This window comes from Gordonia zhenghanii (assembly GCF_021738965.1).
Classification (GTDB): domain Bacteria; phylum Actinomycetota; class Actinomycetes; order Mycobacteriales; family Mycobacteriaceae; genus Gordonia; species Gordonia zhenghanii.
The window spans coordinates 18,433-37,389 of the sequence record NZ_JAKKOQ010000007.1; the positions used below are offsets into that span (position 1 = coordinate 18,433).

Annotated in this window: 18 protein-coding genes; 6 read left to right on the top strand and 12 right to left on the bottom strand. The window is 65.7% G+C overall.

The window, feature by feature from the left end; translation table 11 throughout:
• Nucleotides 1-13: 13 nt before the first annotated feature.
• The 10 genes from L5G32_RS08770 to trhA all read right to left on the bottom strand — a co-directional run bounded on the left by L5G32_RS08770 (nucleotide 14) and on the right by trhA (nucleotide 10,374).
• Nucleotides 14-1,039, bottom strand: a complete 1,026-nt coding sequence (locus tag L5G32_RS08770; RefSeq protein ID WP_237010657.1) for an NAD(P)-dependent alcohol dehydrogenase — start codon at nucleotides 1,037-1,039, stop codon at nucleotides 14-16.
• Nucleotides 1,036-1,806 (bottom strand): iron-sulfur cluster assembly protein, encoded by a 771-nt coding sequence (locus L5G32_RS08775; protein WP_237010658.1) that lies wholly within the window; start codon nucleotides 1,804-1,806, stop codon nucleotides 1,036-1,038. Before L5G32_RS08775 ends, L5G32_RS08770 begins: the two co-directional genes overlap by 4 nt.
• A 9-nt stretch (nucleotides 1,807-1,815) precedes the next feature.
• Nucleotides 1,816-2,874 (bottom strand): amidohydrolase family protein, encoded by a 1,059-nt coding sequence (locus L5G32_RS08780; protein WP_237010659.1) that lies wholly within the window; start codon nucleotides 2,872-2,874, stop codon nucleotides 1,816-1,818.
• A gap of 132 nt (nucleotides 2,875-3,006) precedes the next feature.
• Entirely contained in the window at nucleotides 3,007-3,351 is a 345-nt protein-coding gene (gene mimD, locus L5G32_RS08785) for a propane 2-monooxygenase effector subunit MimD (RefSeq protein WP_237010660.1), read from the bottom strand.
• Entirely contained in the window at nucleotides 3,348-4,451 is a 1,104-nt protein-coding gene (locus tag L5G32_RS08790) for an aromatic/alkene monooxygenase hydroxylase subunit beta (RefSeq protein ID WP_237010661.1), read from the bottom strand. Before L5G32_RS08790 ends, mimD begins: the two co-directional genes overlap by 4 nt.
• 81 nt (nucleotides 4,452-4,532) lie before the next feature.
• Nucleotides 4,533-5,576 (bottom strand): 2Fe-2S iron-sulfur cluster-binding protein, encoded by a 1,044-nt coding sequence (locus L5G32_RS08795; protein ID WP_237010662.1) that lies wholly within the window; start codon nucleotides 5,574-5,576, stop codon nucleotides 4,533-4,535.
• 193 nt (nucleotides 5,577-5,769) lie between these two features.
• Nucleotides 5,770-7,419 (bottom strand): aromatic/alkene/methane monooxygenase hydroxylase/oxygenase subunit alpha, encoded by a 1,650-nt coding sequence (locus L5G32_RS08800; RefSeq protein WP_237010663.1) that lies wholly within the window; start codon nucleotides 7,417-7,419, stop codon nucleotides 5,770-5,772.
• 218 nt (nucleotides 7,420-7,637) lie between these two features.
• Nucleotides 7,638-8,999, bottom strand: coding sequence for a PepSY-associated TM helix domain-containing protein (locus L5G32_RS08805; protein WP_237010664.1), 1,362 nt, complete (start codon nucleotides 8,997-8,999; stop codon nucleotides 7,638-7,640).
• A gap of 123 nt (nucleotides 9,000-9,122) precedes the next feature.
• On the bottom strand, nucleotides 9,123-9,629 hold the full coding sequence (locus tag L5G32_RS08810; RefSeq protein WP_237010665.1) for a hypothetical protein: 507 nt from the start codon (nucleotides 9,627-9,629) through the stop codon (nucleotides 9,123-9,125).
• 43 nt (nucleotides 9,630-9,672) lie between these two features.
• On the bottom strand, nucleotides 9,673-10,374 hold the full coding sequence (gene trhA, locus L5G32_RS08815; RefSeq protein WP_237010666.1) for a PAQR family membrane homeostasis protein TrhA: 702 nt from the start codon (nucleotides 10,372-10,374) through the stop codon (nucleotides 9,673-9,675).
• A gap of 60 nt (nucleotides 10,375-10,434) precedes the next feature.
• Here trhA and L5G32_RS08820 point away from each other — a divergent pair, with 60 nt between their 5' ends.
• Together L5G32_RS08820 and ybaK are read left to right on the top strand one after the other, a co-directional pair.
• A complete protein-coding gene (locus tag L5G32_RS08820; RefSeq protein WP_237010667.1) occupies nucleotides 10,435-11,211 on the top strand; it encodes an isoprenyl transferase in 777 nt (258 codons plus the stop codon).
• Entirely contained in the window at nucleotides 11,208-11,690 is a 483-nt protein-coding gene (ybaK, locus tag L5G32_RS08825) for a Cys-tRNA(Pro) deacylase (protein WP_237010668.1), read from the top strand. The genes L5G32_RS08820 and ybaK overlap by 4 nt, the downstream gene beginning before the upstream one ends.
• A 116-nt stretch (nucleotides 11,691-11,806) precedes the next feature.
• Here the strand turns inward: ybaK and coaA are convergent, their stop codons facing one another.
• A complete protein-coding gene (gene coaA / locus L5G32_RS08830; RefSeq protein WP_237010669.1) occupies nucleotides 11,807-12,748 on the bottom strand; it encodes a type I pantothenate kinase in 942 nt (313 codons plus the stop codon).
• A gap of 70 nt (nucleotides 12,749-12,818) precedes the next feature.
• Between coaA and L5G32_RS08835 the strand changes: the two genes are divergently transcribed.
• The 4 genes from L5G32_RS08835 to phoH2 all read left to right on the top strand — a co-directional run bounded on the left by L5G32_RS08835 (nucleotide 12,819) and on the right by phoH2 (nucleotide 17,924).
• Complete coding sequence (locus L5G32_RS08835; RefSeq protein ID WP_237010670.1) at nucleotides 12,819-14,042, top strand: DUF885 domain-containing protein; 1,224 nt, start codon at nucleotides 12,819-12,821, stop codon at nucleotides 14,040-14,042.
• Between the two features lie 10 nt (nucleotides 14,043-14,052).
• A complete protein-coding gene (gene glyA, locus L5G32_RS08840; protein ID WP_237010671.1) occupies nucleotides 14,053-15,345 on the top strand; it encodes a serine hydroxymethyltransferase in 1,293 nt (430 codons plus the stop codon).
• Between the two features lie 51 nt (nucleotides 15,346-15,396).
• Nucleotides 15,397-16,269: an acyl-ACP desaturase gene (locus tag L5G32_RS08845; RefSeq protein ID WP_237010672.1), complete on the top strand. Its 873-nt coding sequence runs from the start codon at nucleotides 15,397-15,399 to the stop codon at nucleotides 16,267-16,269.
• A 353-nt stretch (nucleotides 16,270-16,622) separates the two neighbouring features.
• Entirely contained in the window at nucleotides 16,623-17,924 is a 1,302-nt protein-coding gene (gene phoH2 / locus L5G32_RS08850; RefSeq protein ID WP_237010673.1) for an RNA 5'-3' helicase PhoH2, read from the top strand.
• Nucleotides 17,925-17,956: 32 nt separating this feature from the next.
• Here the strand turns inward: phoH2 and L5G32_RS08855 are convergent, their stop codons facing one another.
• Nucleotides 17,957-18,814, bottom strand: coding sequence for an endonuclease domain-containing protein (locus tag L5G32_RS08855; protein WP_237010674.1), 858 nt, complete (start codon nucleotides 18,812-18,814; stop codon nucleotides 17,957-17,959).
• Between the last annotated feature and the right edge of the window lie 143 nt (nucleotides 18,815-18,957).

Sequence of the window (18,957 nt, forward strand, 5' to 3'; positions counted from 1 at the left end):
GAGATCGTGCGGATCAGGGGATGAGGATGGCGCGTCCTCGCACCTTGCCCGCGTCGAGATCGGCGAGCGCGGTGGCGAAGTCGTCGAGGGGATACGTGCTGGTGTGCAGCGACACCTTGCCCTGCGCGGCGAGCGTCATCAGTTCGCCGAGGTCGTTGTACGATCCGACGAGGTTGCCGATGAAGTTGATCTCCGTGGAGATGACGTCGATGGTCGGGATGTCGATGTTCTCGCCGTACCCGACCACGTAGTAGTTGCCCGCCTGGCGCAGCATCGCCACGCCCTCCTTCGTCGCGCCGCCTTCGCCGACGAAGTCGAGCACGGCTTCGGCTCCGTGCCCGCCGGTCATCTCGAGGATCTTCTCGACATGTGAGCCGTCGGCGACGATGCCGTGATGGGCTCCGACGTCCAGCGCGAGCTGCACGGCGTCCGGGTTGCGGTCGACGACGACGATCGTGACGCCGCAGATCGCGTTCAACACCTGGATGCCGATGTGTCCGAGGCCGCCAGCGCCGATCACCACGCACGTCTCGCCGGGCCTAGTGTCACGAGCGACCTTCGCCGCAGCGTGATAGGCCGTCAGGCCCGCGTCGGCCAGCGCGGCCACGTCGGCGGGTTCCAGCGAGTCGTCGAGCTTGACGACGCTGCGAGCCGTGGTCTTCAGGTACTCGGCGTAGCCGCCGTCGGTGTCGATGCCCGGGAACTGGTTGTTCTCACAGTGGACGTCGTCGCCGGCACGGCAGGCGCGGCACAGTCCGCACGTGATCAGCGGATGCAGGATCACCTTGTCGCCGACGGCGACGTTGGTGACAGCCGAGCCGACGGCGTCGACCCAGCCTGCATTCTCGTGGCCGATCGTATAGGGGAGCGTGACGTTCGACTTCGCCTCCCACTGCCCTTCGAGCACGTGCAGGTCGGTGCGGCACACACCGGCCCCACCGATCCGCACGATCACGTCCAACGGGCCGTCGATCTCCGGTTTGGGAATGTCCGACATCTCCATCGGCTGGTGGTAGCCGACGACACGAACTGCTCTCATGACTGCTCCTGTGCGGTGTGGCGGGTGTTGGTGACGAGCGGGCCGGACGTCCCGTCGCAGTCGTCGTCGGAGTACCGGGTGGCGAGGACGCCGCGGCACCAGTGCCCGTTGCCTTCGATCGAGATCCGCACCGACCGCGCGAACCGCAGCTTCACCGGAACCTCGTCGTCGGGGATCGGGTGGCCGTGATCGTCGACGAGCACGCGGCTGTTCGGGCACGCCGACAGGCCGATTGAGACGCGTCTGCGCAGCAGCGCCGACTTGTACTGGCCGTCGGGCAGGTCACGGAGAAGCACTCGGCCGACGGTCTGGCTGGTCTCGACCCCGTCCCGGATGAGGGCGGTGAGACTGCGTTCCATGGCTGCCGTGTGGGCTTTGCGCATGAACGTCAGACGCAATTCGTCGAGGCTCTCGTCCGCTTCGTCGCCGAACGTGCCGCGATAGCCTGCGTGCGCAGCGAGTCCCGCGTTGATCTTGTCGCTGTCGTGGTGATCGTCGAGCATCACCCGGACCACGCCGATGTCGTCGATCGCCTCGAGCGCATCGAGCGAGTCCGACGCCATCAGGTACGCGAAGTTCGGCGAACAGAACGACGTGGGCAGTCGCAGATGCACTTCGATGCCCGCGTCGTCGATCGCGATGGACCGCACGAAGTACAAGTCGGTGATCGGCTCGTCGAGTTCGGGATCGAGGACGGTGTCCAGCGCCGCCATGACCTGCGCCTCGAGGCAGTCGATTCGGGTCGGCCGTTCATGAAGGGTCGTCATCGTCGACCCCTACACTCCCGCGCCCACTACCGGGCTCTCGCCGGCCGCAGGACTCGAACCGACCGGAACGCTGTCGCTCGGATCCTTGACCTTGAGCTCCTCGGGGACCTCGATGTGCGGGTACAGGTTCGCGGCGTTCAAGCCGAGCACCTTGCGCTTCTGATCCATGGTGAGCGGCTCGTACTCGGTCATGTCCTCTGGGATCTGGAAGTCGACGAACCGCTCGATCAGCCACCGCGGCGTCCACAGCGCGTAGTCGCTGGAGAAGATGATCTTGTCCTCGCCGATCCAGTACATGAGCTCGCCCATCATCTGCGCGAAGTAGCGGGGGCGGGTGTGGATGAACGGCATCGCGACGGCCATGCCGCCGTAGACGTTCGTCTCCTGAGTGGCGATCCAGCAGAAGTCCTCGAGCCTCGGCAGGCCGATGTGCTCGACGACGAAGTTCAAGTCCAGGTAGTCCGTCGCGACCTTGTCGATGTCGCCGACGTCGAACGCGTCCTTGTCGAGCGGACGGATCGTCGGGCCCTTGTGGACGTGGACGTTCTTGATGCCGAGCTCGACGCACTCGTCCAGGTATTTGCGCGACCACATGTCGTCGAGCTTGTAGCCGCGCGATTCGCCGTGCCATTCGGCGGTGTACAGCTTGACGCCGGTGAACCCGTACTTCTCGTGGGCCCTGCGCATCTCGACGATGCCGTCCTGGCCGTCGCGCGGGTCGTACGCGTAGTTGTGAGTGAGCTTGTCCGGGTTGGCCTCGACGAGGTCCTGCGTCTCCCGGAACTGGGAGAAGTTGGTGTTGTAGAAGTCGCGCAACAGAGTCGTCTGGAAGATGGCGTGGTCGACGTAACCGTCGGTGAAGAGATCCTTCATCAGGCGTTCGCCGCCGTAATACAAGTAGTCCTCGTAGTCCCACTTCTCCGACTCCGGACTCAGATTCCGGTGATAGTCGTAGAAGCAGTCGATGAACTGCTTGCCGTGAATATTCTTCTGATTCTCCGGGCGTGCGTCCCACAGGTGCACGTGCGCATCGACGATGAAGAACTTCTCGCCATTCTTCTCATACATGACAGACTCACTCTCACTTGGGCTGAAACAGCGGCTGATCGTTTCTCGACCCGCCTCGCACACGCGAACAGCGGGAAATAGTGGTGACCCCGCCGAGAGCCGAGTGAATTCTCGGCCCCCGGCGGGGAGTCTTTAGGACATCGCGGTCAGATCGAATCCAATGAATTCGGCCGCGTCTTCCGGGCTGGCGAACAGCATCGTCTTCTCGTCGAGATGGACCATGCGTCCGTAGTGGGCGGACGAGATCTCCTCGAAGACCGATCCGTCGAATTCCTGACCGAGAGCGTCGGTGAGTTCGTCGTAGTCGAATTCGAGGCGATTGGTGCCGTCGACGCGGATCATCGACGGATACTCGGTCAGTTCCACTCCGTCTTTCTCGCTCATCACTTCGGCGACGACGCGACCGATCGGGGTGTTCATCAGGGTGACGCCGCACATGTTCGAGAACTCTGTGGCGGATCCGAATTCCATGCTCACTTGTTCAACTCCTCTGGGACTGGGACCTCGATGGACTCGAGGACCTCGGTGAACTTCGCCTTTGCGTTGTCGAGGCTGGTCGCGAACGTGACCGACTGCTCGGCCGGCTGCGACCAGATCGGCTGCAGTGCGTGGGCTGCGTCGAGGCAGCGGGGCACCCACTCGGCCATCCACTCGGCGAACTGTGCCCGGTTGCTCTCGCCGAACTCCTCGTCGCGCGAGAGCATCCGGAACAGGTTGCGCGTGTAGCCGAGGTCGCGGGCGTAGTCGTGTTCGCCGGTGCCCACGATGGTGGGGGTGATGTAGTCGCCGTTGCGAGCGGACACCTGCATCACCAGCTCGGTACGGAACAGGGATCCGACGAGCTGCTCGAAGATGATGTTCGTGACGAACAGGAGCTTGCACCAGTCGCCGATCGCGGTGAGACGTTCGACGGCCTCCCTCGTCGGCTGCCACTCCGGAGCGGTGCGCCAGACATCGACGTGCGCGCTTCCGTCGAAGTCCTCCACCTCGTCGTCGAGATCGAGGTTGAACAACGCGAGGTCCTGGGCGAACCGCATCTTGTGCGCGGCGTTCACGGCGACCGCCGTGTTGATCATGTTGGACGGGCCCGACCGCTGGATCGAGGTGAACACGTGCAGCGCCATCCCGTTCTCGGCGTGCATCCACGCCCCGAGATTGCGTGCGATGAAGTTCAGCCACGGGCGGTTCCAGCCCTGGTAGGCATGGGCGCGCTTGGCGTTGCTGAGGCACAACTCCACCTGGTGGACCACCGCGGCGTTGTTGCGGAAGATCGTCTGCTCCCACTCCTCGTTCGGGTCGAGGAAGGCGTGCCAGTTGCTCGACTCCGCGGAAGTCCAGTTCTGCGGGTAGCCGCCGGGGCCGTCGCCGAAACCGTAGATCCAGCCCTGAGTCAGATACCGCTCCGGATCGGGCTGCACGTCGACGGTGACGTCCTCGTACATCGTGGCGCGCTTCTTCGCGGGCTCGAAGTAGCTGTACTTGCGGCTGCGGGAGCTCGGGAACTCGAGAGCGCCTGCCTCGGCATCGGTGAACTCGATGCTCGGGAAGCTGCGCTTGGGTGCTGCTGGTGCGGACATACCTTTCGTTCCTGTCGTCGGGCCAGTCGTCGGTGGCGGCTGGCTGGTGGTTGGCCGGTCTCGGCGGGTTTCGCCGGGGGCTCAGTCGAACGCGGGGCTGGTGAACTTGTCGTAGAAGACCTGATCGTTGGGAACCGCCATGGCCTCGGCCAGCGCGAGCGCTGCGTCGACCATCGGCGGGGGACCGCACAGATACACCTCCGTCCTTCGCAACTCGGTCTCGGCCTGTTCGACGACGTCGGTGACGTTCCCGTGCGCGACGGTGACGCCGTCGGGCGGACTGTCCATCGACTCGGACAGGCACGCGGTGAACGTGAAGTCGGGCAGCTGTGCACCGAGTCGGGCGATCTCGTCGAGGTAGAACAGGTCGGCGGCGGTCCGCGCTCCGTAGTAGAAGCGGATCGGGCGGGTCAGCCCGATCTCGGCCGCGTGCCGGAGCAGCGCGAGGACCGGGGCCATGCCCGCGCCACCGCCCATCAGGACGATCGGCAGGACGTGCCCGTCCTTGATCGTGAACGAGCCGTACGGTCCGGTGATCTGCAACTCGTGGTCGACCTCGAGTCCTTCGTCGAGCATCCCGGCGAACAAGCCGCCCGGGTACTTCTTGATCAGGAACTCGAGCTGCTTCGGGTTCGACGGCGTCGTCGCCAGCGAGAACGAGCGAGTGGTGTCGTCGTGGCCGGGGATCTTGATGTCGCAGAACTGACCGGCTTTGAACTCGAACGTCTCGGGCTCGGTGAGATCGAGCTTGAGGGACACGATGTCGCCGGTCATCGGTTCGATCGCGGTGACCCGGGTGGTGATGTCTTGGAGGGGTGCGCCGCCGAGGAGTTCGTCCTCGTCGAAGTTGAGGAGTTCGATCTCGCAGTCGTCGTACGCCCACGTCTTGCACAGGAGCACGTAGCCCTCGTCGGCTTCGGAGTCGTTGCAGGCGAACGTCGAATGCCCGTCCATCTGGACGTCGCCGTCGAGCACGTACGACTTGCAGGCCGAACAGCGGCCTTCACGGCAGCCGTGCATCAGATGGATGCCCTGGCGGAATGCTGCGTCGAGAATGGTCTCGTCTTCGGTGACCTCCATCTCGATGTCGACGGGGACGAAGGTGACGCGATGGGTGTCGCTCACGGGGTTTCTCCTGGGTATCGGGGGTCTCGACTTCGCTCGACCTGCGTGGGGTCGCGCTGCTCGGCCGGCGTGGGTCTCGACTCCGCTCGACCTGCGTGGGTCGCGTTGCTCGGCCGGCGTGGGTCTCGACTCCGCTCGACCTGCGTGGGGTCGCGCTGCTCGACCTGCTGATCGAGCGGAGTCGAGATCGTTGCTAGGTCCGCGAGTAGTACTCGGCGGCCACCGTGTCGGCGCGGTAGTCGTCCAAGTGCTTCTTGCGTTCCTCGTCGCTCATCTCGTTTAGTACGACGTTCGGGCTCTGGAACGTGATGCCGCGGATGTCGTCGAGCGTCCACAGCTTCTTCGGGTCGTCCAGGTGCAGGTGCGGTTGACCGATGAGGGTCTTGCCGTCGTCGCGGACGTACCCGAGGTTGCTGACCACGTCGGCCAGATCCGTGTTGTGGTGCAACGTCTCCCATTCGCGGAAACCGGTGAGACGACCCATGTTCGGGGTCTCGCGTCCCTCGTACTCACCGCGGAACGCGGTGGTGTCGGTCCACCGGCAGGTCTCCGAGCAGTAGGTGCGCCACTGCCCGTCCACCTTGTCCTCGACCAGATCCTCGCGGATGAGGCACGGAACCATGCACGTCCAGCACCGGTGCGGGTACTGGTAGCCGACGTCCTCGAACGCGATCGGCTTGTTACGGCCCGGGTAGGCGAGACGGTTGTAGTTCTCCCACCACTTGCCGAACTTGCTGTACCAGCCGGGGTACTTCTCTTCGAACCACTCGAAGTCGGCGTCGGTCATGGCGTCGATCCGCCAGTAGTTGACCGGCCAGCCGGTGGCGAAGAAGCGGGCCACCTCGTGCACGTAGTGCTTCTCGGTGATGCGCTTCCACGACTCCTCGACCAGATCGTGCGGGATGGTCAAGCCGTACTTCTCCAGGGGGAGGAGGTAGCTGCGGTAGTAGTCGTCGTAGATCCACCGACGCCACATCTCGGCGTAGCTCTCGCGATCCTTGCGCCGGTCCTTGGTGCCGTACTCGATGAACGTGCCGATCGCCGCGTCGACGACGCAGTGGTTGTTCCACCATGCGTAGCGAAGGTCGCGTTCGAGGAGCGGACGGTTGCGCTCGTCGGCCAGTGCCATCAGGAGGATGGAGTAGCCGTTCGAGATGTGCCGCGACTCGTCGGACTGCACCGAGTGGAAGACCGTCGGCAACAGGTAGTCGCCATTGGCTGCGGCCTCGTCGGGCATGGCGACGAACAGCGTGTTGGTGAACGCGGTCTCGGCGACGACCGTCAGGTAGATGTTCGCCGCGGTGATCGCGTCACCGGTGATGAACCCTTCACCGAACTGCCGGCCGATGGTGCCCGCATAGTTGTTCGCGAACGCCTTCTCGGTGATGTCGAATCCGGCGGGGTCGATGTAGTTGTTCATGTACAGCTTCTTGAGATTCATCTGAATCGTCGAGTGCCGTACTTCGTCGATCATCTGGACGGCGAGTCCGTTGTGGATCTCGGGGTTGGGGACTGCGTCGATGGCCATCGGCATCGCGCGGGCCGCTGAGATCTCCGGGAACGGAATGATCGACAGGAACAGCTTCTGCCATTCGAGCCACCGCTCCTGGACTTGACGGAACATATTGCCGCGGATAGCGCCGTCCATCGCGCCGTAGACGCGGTTGTCTTTCTCCTCTTCCATGGGGAAGTACGAACGCATGATCTGCTTGAGCGGGTCCTTCTTGGGGGCCTTCTCAAACGTGTAGTCGGTGCCGAATCGTGTCGCCGGGGTGGCAAAAGTCGGTTCCCACGACAATTCGGTGATCTTTGCATGAGCCTTGGTAAGGCTTTGCCTGCTCAAAGTGCGCCTCCTCATTGTGCGAGACCGACCGGAGTGCCGACCTCGGTTGACGTGGTAGAGGCCATTCAAGTGTGTGATTCAAGGCATGCGCGTCTCACTATGAGATTCAGATCACACGCGACTGATCGCCGACGACGAGACCGACTCGACATCGCAGGTCGCCGCGGGTGCGGGCGCCGTGTGGGAGATGTCGAACCGGTCGTGGAGTCGGTGGCGGGTCAGGAGGTCGGGTGTCTTGTTCGTCGGGATCGATACAGTCCGGCGGCTGCGTCGACGACGACGAACGCCAGCAACGGCCAGCCCAACAAGGGGAGGAACCACCCGAGGGCGACGGCCACGGCGATGATCACGAGGACCAGTCCGATCGGGGCGTCGCGCAGCCCGCCCGACGTCGGAGCCTTTCCGACCCGCGAGCGCCTGCCGTGCCTCTGATACCAGGAGCGATAGCCGAGCACGATGATCGTGATCAGCGCGAGCATCAACACGAACAACGCGATCTGGTTGGCGATGCCGAAGAGCAGACCCATGTGCAACGCGATACCCCAGGTGGCGAGTTTCGCGGCCACCGGCCAGTCGGCGAATTGATTCACCGACACCACGGTGTCGGTGGCCGGGTCGACCGCGGCGGCGTCGGGCGAGAACTGCCATGCGCGACGGACCTCCGTCACCGTGAATGCGGTGGACGCGTCCGCGGGGAGGGTTATCTCGACGCCGTCGCCGACACCCGCCGAGCGTGCCAATGCGAGTGCGGCGTCGACCTTGGCCACCGACATGGATGTGTCGCCGCTCATCGACATGGCGCCCCCGTGTTCGGCGTGCTCGCCGCCGGCGTTCGCAGTCGTCGCGGCGCCGGACAGGGCGGTGTCGGTCGTCGGGTTGGACCAGTTCAGCGCGCTGCGCAGTTCGGTGACGTGCTCGCCCGCGTACGTCGACCAGGTGAGGCCGGTCGCCGACAGGAACAGCAGTCCGACGGCGACCCAGACACCGATCGTCTGATGTCTGCCGATGGTGCGGGCCCGGCCGGTCTTGCGTCGCCGTGACTTCGTTCTCGCCGCGCGGGTGCACCACAGGGCGACGCCCGCGAGCGTGATCACCCACAGCCACGACGCGGCGAGTTCGCTGTACAGGCGGCCGACGTCGCCCAGATGCAGATCGCGGTGCAAGTGGTCGAGCCACTGCCGTACCGGCAGGGCGAACGCGCTGCCGTAGACGGGAAGGTCGCCGAGCGTTCGCGCGGTGACCGGGTCGACGAACACCGCGCGACGCACCGATTCGCCGAGTGTCGGATCGTCGAACACGACGGCGGTCGTGGCACCGGGGTCGGCGGGCGGCCGGACAGCGGACACCGACAGGTCGGGCAGTGTCGCCTGCGCGGCCTGCACCTGAGCGGCGAGCGACTGCGACTGCCCGGTCTCGGACGTGTGCAGTTGGTCGCGGTAGACGACGTTCTCGATGGACGGCGCGAGCGCGTACAACGCGCCCGTGACCGCCGCGACGAGGAGGAACGGGGCCACGAGGACGCCCGCGTAGAAGTGGAGTCGATGCAGCATGCGGATACCCGCACGCCGGTATGCAGACATGAAGAGATGAGCCTTTCGCTCTGAGTTCTGTCGGGAGCCGCTTGTTAGCTGGTTGAGCGAGCGAAGCGAGTCGAAACCCCCTTCACCACCACCACAGACGGACCCGGTGAGATTCGACAAACGTCAGAGGGCAGGCGGACCGCGGAGTCCGACGGCGCCGAGGTGGCGATGGACGACGGGGGCGCCGATGACCGGGAAGATCCGCGGCCGCGTCGTCGAGCGGCGCATGCCGCGGTAGGTGAGCAGCGAGACGACGAGAACGACGACGTCGCGCAGCGTCGACGCGAGTGCTTCGGCGGCGGCGATCGCCACGAGCGCGGCGACAGTGCCGAGGCTGTGAGTCACGGCCATCGACGGCTGCAGCAGGTCGTGGTGGTGGCCGGACAGTAAGACGAGCAGAAGGTGGACGGCGCCCTGTCCGATGAGGAGCGCCGCGAGGTTCGGGAGTCGGGGAGTCGCGGTGACCACCGCGCCGATCGCGACGGCGGCTGCGATCACGACGAGCAGCGTCGACGTCGACGGAAGCATGCCTTGGGCTGCGGCGTGCGCGGCGATGCCGGTCAGGGCGCAGACGCCGCCGACGATGCCGCCGCGCACACGCGCGGGGACCTGGTCGGCGGGTTCGGACACGCGCTGAGCATACGCGGAGCGCGGTCGAGTCAGACGGGGCGGCTCAGCCGAGCACGACCAGCCAGACCGCGATGTAGTGCAGCAATGCGGCCACCACGGTGCAGGCGTGGAACACCTCGTGATGGCCGAACACTCCGGGCCACGGCTCCGGCCACCGCAGGGCGAACAGAATGCCGCCGACGCTGTAGAACGCGCCGCCGACGGCCAACAGGATCAGGACGGCGACCCCGACGTTGTGCACGAGCGCAGGCAGCACGGCGACGATGACCCAGCCGAGAAGGATGTACAGGACCACGCCGAGCCAGCGCGGGGAGCCGGGCCACCGCATCTTCAAGGTGACGCCCGCGAGTGCGCCGCACCAGACGATGCCGAGCACCCACCAGCGGGCGGGACTGTCCAGACCCATCATGCAGAACGGCGTGTACGTGCCCGCGATGAACACGAAGATCATCGAATGGTCGGCGCGCTTCATCGCGACCCGGTGGGCGGGCGAGGTCCAGTTGACGCGGTGGTAGACGGAGCTGACGGTGAACAGACCGCAGATCGTGATGACGTAGACGACCACCGAGACGATCGGTCCGACGGTTCGGAGCATCGCCGTGCCGACGATCAAGATCACGCCGACGGCGACAGCGATCGCCGACGAGTACTTGTGGATCACGCCGCGCAGGGTCGGCTTGCCGTCGCCTGCCGATTCGTGATCGGCCGGAGTGGCGGGCTGGTCAGCCTCGGGCAGGTCCATCATCTTACCTACGGTACCGTAAGTTCCTCGTCGGTAACTTGTTGCGCGCGTAACATCTCAAACGTGAAACTGCTTCCTGACGCTCTCCGCAGCGGCATGTATCGAGTGTACGAGAGTCGACTCGTGCAGCTGATGGATCCGGATCGAATGCCGCGCCACGTCGCCATCATCTGCGACGGCAACCGCCGGTGGGCGCGCGAAGCGGGATTCGACGACGTCAGCCACGGTCACCGGGTGGGAGCCAAGCGCATCGCGGACATGCTCAGTTGGTGCAGCGAGCTGGGGATCGGCGGAGTCACCATCTACCTCCTGTCGACCGAGAACCTGTCACGCGAGTCCGAGGAACTCGACGCGTTGATGCAGATCGTCCCGGACATCGTCGACGAGATCTCGCACGGTGATTGGCGGGTGCGGATCGTCGGCAACCTCGACGGCCTGCCGAACCCGGTCGCCGACCGTCTCCGCGAGGCGTCGGCGCGGACCGACGGACTGTCCGGGATGAACGTGAACGTCGCAGTCGGTTACGGCGGACGGCAGGAGATCGTCGACGCCGTACAGAAGCTCTTGTCCGAGGCCGCGGCGAACGGTGCGACGCCCGCCGAGATGGTCGACGCCGTGTCGGTCGCCGGCATCGACGCGAACCTGTACACGTCCGGCCAACCCGACCCGGATCTAGTGATCCGCACCTCGGGCGAACAGCGGCTGAGCGGTTTCCTGTTGTGGCAGAGCGCCTATTCGGAGATCTGGTTCACCGACGCGTACTGGCCGGAGTTCCGCCGGGTCGACTTCCTGCGCGCACTGCGCGACTACGCCGCCCGCAACCGCCGCTTCGGGAAATGAGCGCGTCGACGCCGGCGATCGTCGCCTTGGCGAAGGCGGGGGTCGAATACGCGGTGCACAGCTACGGGCATGACCGCCGCAGCACGGATTACGGCGCCGAGGCAGTCGACGCGATGGCCGACCACGGGTTCGCCGCCGAACAGATCTTCAAGACGTTGATCGTCGACGCCGACGGCAGCCTGGCCGTGGCAGTGGTCCCGGTGCCGCAGAAGCTGTCGTTGAAGGCCGTCGCCCGCGCGCTCGGAGCGTCCAAAGCGGTGATGGCCGACGCCGCGAAAGCGTCCCGCACCACCGGCTACGTCCTCGGCGGGGTATCTCCCGTCGGGCAGAAGACGACGTTGCCCACTGTCGTCGACGAGACCGTGATCCTGTGGGACACGATCCTGTGCAGTGCCGGTCGCCGCGGTCTAGAGATCGAGCTGTCGCCCGACGATCTGGTCGCCGTGACAGCTGCCGTCGTCGCTCCGGTTGCTGCGTAGACCGGGGTCTCGACTCCGCTCGACCAGCGGAAACGGTCTCGACTCCGCTCGACCAGCGGAAACGGTCTCGACTCCGCTCGACCAGCGGAAACGGTCGAGATCGGAAACCAGCGAGATCAGAGCTTGCGGAGACGCACTTTGTTGATGGCGTGGTCGCGGTCTTTGCGGAGCACGAGGGTGGCGCGGGGGCGCGTGGGCAGGACGTTCTCGATGAGGTTCGGACGGTTGATCGACGTCCAGATGTCGCGGGCGGCGATCTTCGCCTGCTGGTCGGTCAGCGATGCGTAATGGTGGAAGTGCGAGTCCGGATCCCGGAACGCGGTGGTGCGCATCTGGAGGAAGCGGGAGATGTACCAGCGCTCGATGTCCGACGTCTTCGCGTCCACGTAGATCGAGAAGTCGAACAGGTCCGAGACCGTCAGTGTCGGACCCGTCTGCAGGACGTTCAAGCCCTCCACGATCAGGATGTCGGGTTCGCGGATCTCGTGGTACGCGTCCGGGACGATGTCGTAACTGACATGCGAGTAGACGGGCGCCGTCACCAGTGACGCGCCCGACTTGACCTCGGTGACGAAACGCAGAAGCGCGCGCCGGTCGTACGACTCCGGGAACCCCTTGCGGTGCATGAGGCCGCGGCGTTCCAGTTCGGCGGTCGGATAGAGGAAGCCGTCGGTGGTGACCAAGTCGACCTTCGGGTGGGTCTCCCAGCGCGACAACAGTTTCGCCATGACACGGGCGGTCGTCGACTTGCCGACGGCGACGCTGCCCGCGATACCGATCACGAACGGGACCTGCCGGTTGCGTTGATGCTCGCCGAGGAACGTGCTCGTCGCCGCGAACAGGCGACGGCGTGCCTCGACCTGCATGTGGATGAGACGCGAGATCGGCAGATAGACCTCAGCGACCTCGTTGAGGTCGATCTGTTCACCGAGACCGACTAGTTCGGTGAGTTCCGCCTCGGTGAGGACCATCGGCATCGACTGTCGCAGTTCACGCCACTGCTTGCGGTCGAGTTCGAGGTACAGCCCGGGGTCGCGGTCACTGGAACGGCGCGCCATGCCCGATAACGCTACAGCCCTGCGCACGAGTGCGACACGCCCGGCACTACCGGCAACTACCCTGGGCGGCATGACTGCCTCCGTGCGCCCGTCCGACGACCCGGTCATCGAATATCTCCGGATCGGACTGGCATTCGACCGACTCGAAGAAGGATTCGTCGACGCCTACACCGGCGATCCGACGCTCCGTGCTGAAGCGCAGAACGGTCCCCGCCCCGATCCCGCAGATCTCGGAGCCCGTGCACGCGACCTCCTGCACCGACTGCCCGACGGGCTGCCCGCCGACCGCGCCGAGTTCGTCGGCTCCCACGTCCGCGCACTCGAATGCTCGGCCCGCAAGTTCGCGGGCGAGGACGTCGGCTTCGTCGACGAGGTGCGCGCCTATTTCGACGTCGACATCGAACCAGCGGACCCGGAGACCTACCGGCAGACGCACGCCGACCTCGCGACGGCGCTGGGTGTGCCCGGCGCTACCGGCGACGCCCTCCGCGACGAATACCAGCGGTACCGCAGAGGACAGGAGATTCCGGCCGACCTGACCGAACCGCTGATCGCCGCGTTCTCCAGCGCCTTGCGCGACATCGTCCGCGCCGAGTTTCCGCTCCCGGCAAGTGAAGTCGTCGACTTCGACGTCGTCTCCGACAAGCCGTGGTCCGGGTTCAACTACTACCTCGGCGACTACCGGTCGAACGTCGCCGTCAACACCGACCTGCCGCAGCACATGTCCGGACTGCCGGGACTGATCGCCCACGAGGCGTACCCCGGTCACCACACCGAACACTGCCGCAAAGAGCAGAAGCTCGTCGGCACCGGGCAACTCGAACACCAGATCTTCCTCGTCAACACCCCGCAGTGCCTGATGGCCGAAGGACTCGCCGATCACGCGCTCGACGCCGCGGCCGGCCCGCGGTGGCAGGAGTGGGCCGCCGAGATCTACGCCGACTTCGGGCTCCGGTTCGACGCCGAGAAGGCGCGCGCCGTGTCGACGGCGACGGCCGGGCTGCTCACCGTCCGCCAGGACGCCGCACTGCTCCTGCACGACCGCCACGGCGACGCCGACACCGTCGCCGGGTTCCTGCAGCAGTGGCTGTTGGTGAACCCCGACCGGGCGCGGCAGCAACTCCGCTTCCTCACCTCACCGCTGTGGCGCGCCTACATCTCCACCTACGTCGAGGGATATCAACTGCTCGGACGGTGGCTCGACGACGCACCCGACGCCCGCCTCACACGATTCGGCCGACTGCTCGACGAGCCGCTCACCCCTGCGGTTCTGCGCGCCGAACTGTCGCTTTAGACTGGACGCCATGAGTCTGTTCACGCAGTCCCTGGCCGATCTCGACCCCGATGTGGCTGCTGCCATGAACGGCGAGCTGTCCCGCCAGCGCGACACCCTCGAAATGATCGCTTCGGAGAACTTCGTGCCGCGCGCCGTGCTGCAGGCACAGGGCAGCGTGCTGACCAACAAGTACGCCGAAGGCTATCCGGGACGCCGCTACTACGGCGGCTGCGAATACGTCGACGTCGTCGAAGACATCGCGCGCAACCGCGCCAAGGAACTGTTCGGCGCCGAGTTCGCCAACGTGCAGCCGCACGCGGGCGCTCAGGCGAACGCCGCCGTCCTGCAGGCGCTCATGGAGCCGGGGGAGACGCTGCTCGGGCTCGACCTCGCGCACGGCGGTCACCTCACCCACGGCATGCGACTGAACTTCTCGGGCAAGCTCTACGAGAACGCCTTCTACGGTGTCAGCAAAGAAGACTTCCGCATCGACATGGACGAGGTCCGCAAGATCGCGCTCGACTCCAAGCCGAAGGTCATCGTCGCAGGCTGGTCCGCCTACCCGCGCACCCTCGACTTCGCGGCGTTCCGCTCGATCGCCGACGAGGTCGGAGCCCACCTGTGGGTCGACATGGCGCACTTCGCGGGCCTCGTCGCCGCCGGACTGCACCCGAACCCCGTCGAGTACGCCGACGTCGTGTCCACCACCGTCCACAAGACCCTCGGCGGTCCGCGGTCGGGCATGATCCTCGCCAAGAAGGAGTGGGCCAAGAAGCTCAACTCCGCGGTGTTCCCCGGACAGCAGGGCGGACCGCTGATGCACGCGGTGGCCGCGAAGGCCGTCGCACTCAAGGTCGCGGGCACCGAGGAGTTCGCCGAACGTCAGCGTCGCACCCTGTCGGGCGCAAAGATCCTCGCCGACCGACTCCTCGCCGACGACACGAAGAAGGCAGGCATCACCGTCCTCACTGGCGGGACCGACGTCCACCTGGCGCTCGTGGACCTCCGCGACTCCGAGCTCGATGGCCAGCAGGCCGAAGACCTCCTCCACGAGGTCGGCATCACCGTCAACCGCAACGCCGTCCCGTTCGACCCGCGGCCGCCGATGGTCACCTCGGGTCTGCGCATCGGGACCCCGGCGCTCGCGACCCGCGGCTTCGGCGACACCGAGTTCACCGAGGTCGCCGACATCATCGGGACCGCGCTCGCCGCAGGCAAATCGGCCGACGTCGCAGGCCTGCGTGCCCGCGTCAGCGCACTGGCCCTCGACTTCCCGCTCTACGAGGGACTCGAGGACTGGGGCCTGATGAGCGGTCGGTAGCCCCGATCATCGATAACCGGTTTCCGTCGAACGTCGTTTAGGGTGGTGGACGTGGCTGTACTTAGTGAAGACGAGTTGATCACCGCGCTGGAGAAGGCGCTCCCCGAGATCTCCGAAGAGCACGCGGAGGCAGCCCTGGACTGGAATCCGGGCGACTGGGTGCCGTGGGACAAGGGCCGCAACTTCGCGTTCCTCGGCGGCGAGGACTTCGAACCAGGTCAGGAGACGTTGTCGCCGACGGCGGCCGCGGGTCTCCTCGCACTGCTGTTGACGAAGGACAACCTGCCGTCGGTCCATCGGGTCCTCTCGATCCACTTCCCGCCGTTCTCGGACTGGCGGCAGCTGATCGGCGTCTGGACCGCCGAGGACAACCGGCACTCGATCGTGCTGCGCGACTACCTCGTCGTGACCCGCGCGATGGACCCGGTCGAAGCCGAGAACTACCGCCGTATCCACGTCGTCGCAGGTTGGAAGCAGACCCCGGAAGAGATCGCAGGCCTCGGCCCGCTCGACGTCCTCGCGATCCTCGCCGTTCACGAGAACCAGTGCGCGCACTTCATCACCAAGCTGATCGAATACGCCGAGGACCCCGACCTCGTCACCATCCTGGAGAAGATCCGGATCGACGACGCCACGCAGGCCGCCATGTTCCAGGCGTACCTGATGGCAGGCGCAGTCGCCGACCAGGAGACGACGGTCCTCGCCGTCGACCGTGCGCTCGCCAGCATCGAGCACATCGGCTCGGACGTTGCCGACTTCGACACTCAGCGTGAGTACATCACCGACTTCGAAGACGCCGAGTCGGACGCCGCGATCGCCGCCAAGCTCGTGCAGGAGCTCAAACTCGACAGTCTGCAGAGCCTCAGCGAAGAGGCCGAGGCCGCACGCGCTCGGATCCTGGAGCGCGCAGCAGGCAAGCTGTAGATCGAACCTCGAGAAAGACCCGCGGGACGGGCCTCCGAACCAAGGAGGCCGCGTCCGCGGGTCTTTGTCGTCACGGAAGAACAGCAGGTTACGGCGGCACAACTCGGTAACCCAAGGTTCACTGACACGCTGCACGTCATTCCGTGAGTGTCGATGTGACGCGGCGTACGTTGGGTCGTGACGGGCCGTGGGGAAGCGGTTCGTTCGGGAGGTTCGATTCGTGGACGATCACGTCACGAGAGGACCGGCCCCGGTCCTCGCTCGCGCGGCCTGACCCCCAGGCAGCAGAGCACGGACCGCCGGCCGGAGATACTCGGACCGTGCGGGAGCCGCACGGCGCCAAGGAGCTAGACGTGACCGCACGCACCTACGTCCTCGACACCTCTGTTCTGCTCTCCGATCCGTGGGCGGTGACTCGTTTCGCCGAGCACAACGTCGTTCTCCCACTGGTCGTGATCAGCGAACTCGAGGGCAAGCGCCACCACAGCGAACTCGGATGGTTCGCACGCCAAGCACTCCGTCTGCTCGACGACATGCGCGTCGAACACGGTCGCCTCGACGTGCCGCTGCCCGTGGGCGACGACGGCGGGACAGTTCAGGTCGAGCTCAACCACACCGATTCGTCGGTGCTGCCAGCCGGGTTCCGCAACGACACCAACGACTCGCGGATCCTCGCGTGCGCGCTGAATCTGCGCGCCGAAGGCCGCGACGTCACGTTGGTCTCCAAAGACACGCCGCTGCGTGTCAAAGCGGGAGCCGTCGGCCTCGCCGCCGATGAGTACCACGCCCAGGACGTCGTCGTCTCCGGCTGGACGGGGATGAGCGAGCTCGACGTCCTCGACTCCGAGATCGACACGCTGTACTCCGAAGGAGTCGTCGACGTCGACGACGCGCGCGACCTCCCGTGCAACACGGGTGTCCGACTCGTCGGTGCAGGCAACAGTGCGCTCGGCCGGGTCTCGGACACCAAGCAGGTCCGCCTCGTCCGCGGCGACCGCGAGGTGTTCGGACTTCGCGGCCGGTCGGCGGAACAGCGAGTCGCGCTCGACCTGCTGCTCGACGAGTCGGTCGGCATCGTCTCCCTCGGCGGCAAGGCAGGCACCGGTAAGTCGGCGCTCGCGCTCTGCGCGGGCCTCGAGGCTGTCCTGGAACGACGCACTCAGCGCAAGGTGGTCGTGTTCCGGCCGCTGTACGCGGTCGGCGGCCAGAACCTCGGCTACCTGCCGGGCAGTGAGCAGGACAAGATGGGGCCGTGGGCGCAGGCTGTCTTCGACACGCTCGAAGGCCTGGTCTCCACCGAGGTCATCGACGAGGTCCTCTCCCGCGGCATGCTCGAGGTACTTCCGCTGACCCACATCCGCGGGCGCTCGCTGCACGATTCGTTCGTCATCGTCGACGAGGCGCAGTCGTTGGAGCGGAACGTCCTGCTCACCGTCCTGTCTCGGCTCGGTGCGGGCTCGCGGGTGGTGCTCACGCACGACGTCGCCCAGCGCGACAACCTGCGCGTCGGCCGTCACGACGGCGTCGGCGCGGTGATCGAGAAGCTCAAGGGCCACCCGCTGTTCGCGCACACCACGTTGACTCGCAGCGAGCGGTCGCCGATCGCGGCCCTCGTCACCGACATGCTCGAAGAGTTCGCGCCCGGCGCACCGTAAGACAACCAACACCGCTCAGGCCGGGCAGTGACCTATAGGCCCATGCGTGGCCTGAGCGGTGTAGGTTTCGCGAGCTGCGACGGCCGCCGGTGCGCGCCGTTGCGTATCGCAGTCATGATCCGGTCGAGAGTCGCGGCCTGGTCGAACACGACCTGCTCATAACTGAACCCGAGCGGTGTGTACCCGAGGTTGTGCGCGGCCGCGAATCGCAGGCGGTCTTTGGTGAACATCGGCTTGCCGCCGTGGTATTCGTAGCCGTCGATCTCGATGATCAACCATTGCCCGATGAGCATGTCCACACGTCCGACTCCGTCGATCTCGACCTGGATCTCGAGATCGACGTTCTTGCTCTGGAGGCGAAAGCGCATCATCGACTCCGGCCCGGATTCGGCTCGTGCGTCGAGCCTGCCGAGCAGTCGTTGTAGACAGTCGGGTGCAGAACCGAACAGGTGCTCGATCTCGGCGAAGCTCATGAGCTTCAGGTGCAGGAGCGAGTCGCACACCACGACGAACCCTTCGGCGTCGAGGCAGCGCGCGGCGTACGTCAGCGCAGTAGGGATGTCGTCCATCGCGCCGTACTCGGGTTCGGGGCGTCCGAACCGTCGGCAGAACGGACCCTTCCGGTTGCGGACTGCCCACTGATTTCCGCGGACGTGCAGGTTGATGTCCTCTGGTACCCACACGCCCTGCCGTTTGAGGGCCGACATGCAGCTCAGCACCCCGCCTCGCTGGACTGCGAGGACCTGGTCCTGGGGTGCATTGCCGACAGCGATCCAGCCTCGTCGGATACGGGTGGCCTTCTGCTCCCGGACCAGTCGCGCGACTGTTGCGACGCCGACGGTGTCCTGAAGACTCTTAGTCGGGTAAACACCCGATGGGACTGACTCCATGCCGGTCAGCGTGCGGCCGAATTCTTCGATTTTCAGGCGAAAATCGAAGGAACTCCGCCTCTGTGGAATCTGCGGCAGTTATCCACAGATTGATCTCGCGCGCGAACCTACACCTGTCAGGGCGAGCAGTGCGCTATAGACAG